This window comes from Polaromonas sp., assembly GCF_031411155.1.
Taxonomy (GTDB): Bacteria; Pseudomonadota; Gammaproteobacteria; order Burkholderiales; family Burkholderiaceae_C; genus Polaromonas.
In genome coordinates this window covers 1-5,444 of record NZ_JANOAL010000079.1, presented here as the reverse complement: position 1 = coordinate 5,444, position 5,444 = coordinate 1, and the positions used below count along the sequence as shown (strand labels likewise).

The following is a 5,444-nucleotide window of genomic DNA, read 5'->3' as shown; positions in this document are numbered from 1 at the left end:
CCGGCGTTTTCCACGATCACGGCCAGCGCGATTTTGGGGTCGTCGGCGGGGGCCAGGGCGATGTACAAGGCATGGTCACGCTGGTGCTCTTCCATCCTGGCGCTGTTGTATTTGCCTTTCGCGGTCATGCCGACGGCCTGGGCCGTACCGGTCTTGCCACCACTGAGATACCCCGCCCCGGCGAAAACCTTGGTCGAGGTACCCGCCTGCGTCACGCCGACCAAAGCCTTGCGGATGATGGCCACATTCTCTGGCTTGTAGCCCAGGTCTTCGGCGGGAGCGAGCGGCAGCGGATGCATCACGCGCGTGACCGGGTCCTGGGTGCCGATCACCAGCCGCGGCTTGTGCTTGATGCCGTTGTTGGCAAGCACGGCGGTGGCCTGCGCCAGCTGCAGCATGGTGAAGCTGTTGTAGCCCTGCCCGATGCCCAGCGAAATGGTTTCGCCGGCAAACCATTTTTGCTGCTCGGCTTTTCGGAAGTAACCGCGCTTCCAGGCCTGGCTGGGCAGCACCCCGCGCACCTCGCCGTTGATGTCGATGCCGGTGATCTGGCCAAAGTCCAGCGGCTTCATGAAGTCATGCATGGCATCGACGCCCATCTCGTTGGCCAGCGAGTAGAAATACACGTTGCTCGATTCCACGATGGCGCGGTTCATGTCCATGATGCCGCCGCGCTCGTTTTCGGGACTGCCGAAGCGCCGGCCGCCAAACATGTAAAAGCCCGGGTCGTTGATCAGCGCGGTGGCGGAACGGGTGCCCGTCTGCAGCGCCGCCAGGGCCATGAAAGGCTTGTAGGTGGAGCCGGGCGGGTACGTGCCGCGCAGGGCGCGGTTCAGCAGTGGCTTGTCAATCGATTCATTGAGGGCCTGCCAGCTTTCGGCGTCAATGCCGTCCACGAAAAGGTTGGGGTCAAAGGTCGGCTTGCTGACAAAGGCCAGCACGTCGCCGGTCTTCGGATCCAGCGCGACCAGTGCCCCGCGCCGCTCGCCAAACATGTCTTCGACGAGCTTTTGCAGGCCGATGTCGAGCGACAGCATGACGGTGTTGCCGGGGGTGGCCGGGCTGCTGGCCAGCTTGCGCACGGCGCGCCCGCCGGCCGAGGTTTCGACCTGCTCGACCCCGGTGGTGCCGTGCAGCTGTTTTTCAAAACTCTGCTCGACCCCGAGCTTGCCGATGTAGTCGGTGCCGCGGTAGTTGCCCTCGTCGTCGTTGTCTTCGATGCTTTCCTTTTCGGCCTGGTTGATGCGGCCGATGTAGCCCACCACATGGCTGCCGAGCTCGCCATGCGGGTAGCTGCGAAACAGCCGCGCCTTGATGTCCACGCCCGGAAAACGGTAGCGTTGCGCGGCAAAACGGGCCACTTCCTCGTCACTGAGCCGGGTCCGTATCGGCAGCGATTCAAAATTCTTGGACTCTTCGCGCAGGCGCTTGAAGCGCCGCTTGTCGCGCAGCTGGATGTCCACCACCTTCTCCAGCGCGGCAATGGTTTCCTCCAGGTTGGCCACCTTGGACGGCGTGATCTCCAGCGTGTAGGCCGAGTAGTTGGTGGCCAGCACCACGCCGTTGCGGTCCAGGATCAGTCCGCGATTCGGCACGATGGGCACGATGGCGGTGCGGTTGCTTTCGGCCTGCTCGTTCAGGTCGGTGTGGCGATACACCTGCAGATACACCAGCCGCGCCGCCAGCAGCGCAAACGCGCACAGCACCACCAGGCTGGCCGCCAGCACCCGGGCACGAAAGCGCGACAGGTCAGCCTCAACATTGCGCAGTTCAGTCAAGATGTGGCCCCCACGGTCGCTCACTGCGTGTAGCTCCCTGCCCCCCGAGGGGGCCGCTGCGCCTGCGGCCTGGCGAAGCCAGTTCCGCGGCCCCTGCTAGCATTGCGGGGAGTGCTGTAGCCATTTGATATCGTACCAAAGCGCCGCACCGGTCTCTGCGCTCCCAACCCAATCCGAGCCGCGGAACCGGCTTTGCCGGGCCGCAGGCGGGGCGGCCCCCTCGGGGGGCAATGAGCTACACGCAGTGAGCGAGCGTGGGGGCAACGGCCGCAGCGCCGGGCCGCCCCAAGCAAGGCCAGCCCCCCCGGGGGGCAGCGCATTACACGAAGTGAAAAGCGTGGGGGCCATCTAGAGCGGCCGGTTCTGATCCGGATTCGGCGCGCGGCGTTGCGGCACCAAGAGCAGCACGCTGGCCACCGGCCACAGCAGGGACTCGCCGAGCGGCGCCAGCAGCATGATCCAGCCCGGAAATATCCCGCCGCCTATCATGCGGATCAGCAGTTCCACGCCATGCGCCACGGCAAACAGCGGCAGCACCTGCAGGGCCTGCGAGGGCACGGCAAACCAGAGCAGGCGGCGGTGAATCATGGCGGCAAAAAAGCTCAGCGCGGTGTAGGACAGGGCATGCTGGCCGAGCAGCGACGACTGGTGCACGTCCATGCCCAGGCCAAACATGAAGGCCAGGCCAATGCCGACGCGCAGCGGCTGGTGCACATTCCAGAACACCAGCACCAGCGCCAGAAAGTCGGGCATCCAGGGCACTCGCCCCAGCGGCAGCATGTTCAGCAGCATTGCGCCTATCAGGCTGCTCCAGATGAACACCGGGTTGGCGGGCAGCAGCAGTTGCTGGCCTGAGGGCATGATCATTTGGCGGCCTTTTTTCTGGCGGGGAGTTCCGGCGCGGGGCTGTCGGGCAGCGCCGGGATCTGGCCGGTCACGGGCTTGACCACCATGACGTGGCGCGCGCCCGACACCAGCGCCTGCGGCGTGCAGTAAATCTTGGCAAACGCCGATTCGGCGCGGCGCTCGATCCGGCTGATCTTGGCCACCGGCAGGCCGGGCGGGTAGACCCCGTCAACACCGCTGGTGGTGAGCAGGTCACCGACCTGGGTATCGGCGTTGCTGCCCATGAAACGCAGCTCCAGCCCGCTGCCAAGGGTGGACGGGTCGCCATAGGCCACGCTGCGCGCGCCGGTGCGCACATTGAGCACCGGAATCGCCAGGTCGCGGTCGACCACCAGCGTCACCTCGCTGACCAGCGGGTGCACCCGGGTTACCTGCCCGAGCACGCCAAACTCGTCCAGCACGGGCGAGCCCAGCGCCACGTCCTGGACCAGGCCCTTGTCGATAATCACCTTGCGGGTATAGGGGTCGGCGGCGTCGTACAGCACTTCGGCGGCCACCACGCTGGTGGTGAGCTGCTCGCGCAGCGCCAGCAGCTTGCGCAACCGGTTGTTTTCCTGCGTCAGCAGTTCCACCTGGCTGGCGCGCAGCGACTGCAGCGCCAGCTTCTTGCGTGCCTCCTCGCTGTCGGATTTGGCCTGCTCCAGGCCGGTGAAATACTCACTGGCGTTTCTGGCCGCCCGCACCGGCTGCATGGCCAGCCATTGAACCGGGTACAGGGCGGTGGCCAGCGCCGCCCGCACCGGCTGGGTGATGCGAAAGCGGGTGTCGGCCACCATCAGAAACAGCGCCAGCGCGCTGAAAAACACCAGCTTGGACAGCGCCGATGGCCCCTGTTTGAAAATGGGCGGCGGGGATCTGTCTAGGGTTCCTAAGGGCATGGTTCGCTGTCAGGCTGACCCGGCTTGATAGGGTGAAGGAACAGCCGTGGCGGGCTCTTATTCCGAGGTGAAAATCGAGCCCATGCGGTCCATGCGCTCCAGCGCCATGCCGCAACCGCGCACCACGCAGGTCAGCGGCTCTTCGGCCACCAGCACCGGCAGGCCGGTTTCCTCGGCCAGCAGGCGGTCCAGGTCGCGCAGCAGCGCGCCGCCGCCGGTCAGCATCATGCCGCGGTCGGCAATGTCGGCGCCGAGTTCGGGCGGCGTCTGCTCCAGTGCGTTCTTGACGGCGCTGACGATGTTGTTGAGCGGGTCGGTCAGGGCTTCGAGAATCTCGTTGGAACTGATGGTGAAGCTGCGCGGCACGCCTTCCGACAGGTTGCGGCCCTTGACTTCCATTTCCTTGACTTCGGAGCCCGGAAAGGCCGAGCCTATGCTTTTCTTGATGGCTTCCGCCGTCGGCTCGCCAATCAGCATGCCGTAGTTGCGGCGGATGTAGTTGATGATGGCGTCGTCGAAGCGGTCGCCGCCGACGCGCACGCTGCCCTTGTAGACCATGCCGCCGAGCGAGATCACGCCGACCTCGGTGGTGCCGCCGCCGATATCGACCACCATGGAGCCGCTGGCCTCGGACACCGGCAGGCCGGCGCCAATCGCGGCGGCCATCGGTTCTTCGATCAGGTAGACATCGCTGGCGCCGGCGCCCAGGGCGCTTTCGCGGATGGCGCGGCGCTCGACCTGGGTCGAGCCGCAGGGCACGCAGATGATGATGCGCGGGCTGGGCTTGAACAGGCTGCGCGGATGCACCATCTTGATGAACTGCTTGAGCATCTGCTCGGTCACGGTGAAGTCGGCGATCACGCCGTCCTTCATGGGCCGGATGGCTTCGATGTTGCCGGGCACCTTGCCCAGCATGGCCTTGGCTTCGTGGCCGACGGCCTGGATGGTTTTTTTGCCCTGGGGGCCGCCTTCGTGGCGAATCGCCACCACGGACGGCTCATCCAGCACAATCCCGCGGTCACGGACATAAATCAGGGTGTTGGCAGTGCCAAGGTCGATCGCCAGGTCGGTGGAAAAATACCGACGGAATGCTTCAAACATAAACAGGAATCCGGTTGGGGCATGCGCAAGCTTCGTTGCGTCATCACCTTTTATGATTAATTAATTTTTTGAAATTTATTGAAAAAAGCGGAGCCGGAATTTTACGAAACCCCGAAGAACCGGCCGAAAACCGGTTTCCAGCACGCAAAAAGCGCCTAAAGCGCGCATCCAGCCTTGATTTCACACCAAAGGCGGGATAATACCGCATCCCCTGTGAATCACTAGGCCTGCGGCGGGCCATTTTTCAGCTTTACACCTGGTTTCAGCCCGCGTTTTCCCCTCTGTAGTGCACCCTCCCTACTCTATTTTTACCACCCCATGGCATTGACACCCCAAGACATCGCCCGCGTCGCCAATCTGGCGCGGCTGGAATTGCGTCCCGACGAAACCGAACGCACCCTGAGCCAGCTCAACGGTTTTTTCGCCCTGGTGGCGCAGATGGACGCCGTCAATACCGACGGCGTGGCGCCGCTGGCGCACCCGGCGGCGGTGCTGGGCGAGGTCGCCCTGCGGCTGCGCGAGGACGTTGCCAGCGAACCGAACCAGCGCGAAGCCAGCCAGGTCAGCGCGCCGGCCGTGGAGCGTGGCCTGTTTCTGGTGCCCAAGGTGATCGAATGAGCATGAGCAGCCCAAACAAAGACCTGCATGACCTGGGCGTGGCCGAACTGGCCGCCCAGCTGGCCGCCCGCGAGGTGTCCAGCGTCGAAGCGACCCGGCACTTCCTGGCGCGCATTGCGCAGCACGACCGCCTGGGCGCTTTTCTGGCCACCGACGCCGAGGT

At 64.8% G+C, this 5,444-nt stretch carries 5 protein-coding genes; 1 reads left to right on the top strand and 4 read right to left on the bottom strand.

From position 1 onward, the window contains the following. The 4 genes from mrdA to RMO23_RS04595 form a co-directional block, all read right to left on the bottom strand. The coding region (mrdA, locus tag RMO23_RS04610; protein ID WP_309678924.1) for a penicillin-binding protein 2 at nt 1-1,778 on the bottom strand (1,778 nt) is incomplete at its 3' end. A gap of 348 nt (nt 1,779-2,126) precedes the next feature. Next, nucleotides 2,127-2,645, bottom strand: a complete 519-nt coding sequence (gene mreD, locus RMO23_RS04605; protein WP_309678923.1) for a rod shape-determining protein MreD — start codon at nt 2,643-2,645, stop codon at nt 2,127-2,129. Then, entirely contained in the window at nt 2,642-3,562 is a 921-nt protein-coding gene (gene mreC, locus RMO23_RS04600) for a rod shape-determining protein MreC (RefSeq protein ID WP_309678922.1), read from the bottom strand. Before mreC ends, mreD begins: the two co-directional genes overlap by 4 nt. Before the next feature lie 57 nt (nt 3,563-3,619). Further along, the gene (locus RMO23_RS04595; protein ID WP_309678921.1) at nt 3,620-4,663 is read right to left on the bottom strand and encodes a rod shape-determining protein; all 1,044 of its coding nucleotides are present in this window, start codon (nt 4,661-4,663) and stop codon (nt 3,620-3,622) included. A 318-nt stretch (nt 4,664-4,981) separates the two neighbouring features. On the opposite strand from RMO23_RS04595, the gene gatC reads away from it, so the two are divergent. Continuing rightward, entirely contained in the window at nt 4,982-5,281 is a 300-nt protein-coding gene (gatC, locus tag RMO23_RS04590) for an Asp-tRNA(Asn)/Glu-tRNA(Gln) amidotransferase subunit GatC (RefSeq protein ID WP_309678920.1), read from the top strand. The last annotated feature ends 163 nt before the right edge of the window (nt 5,282-5,444 follow it).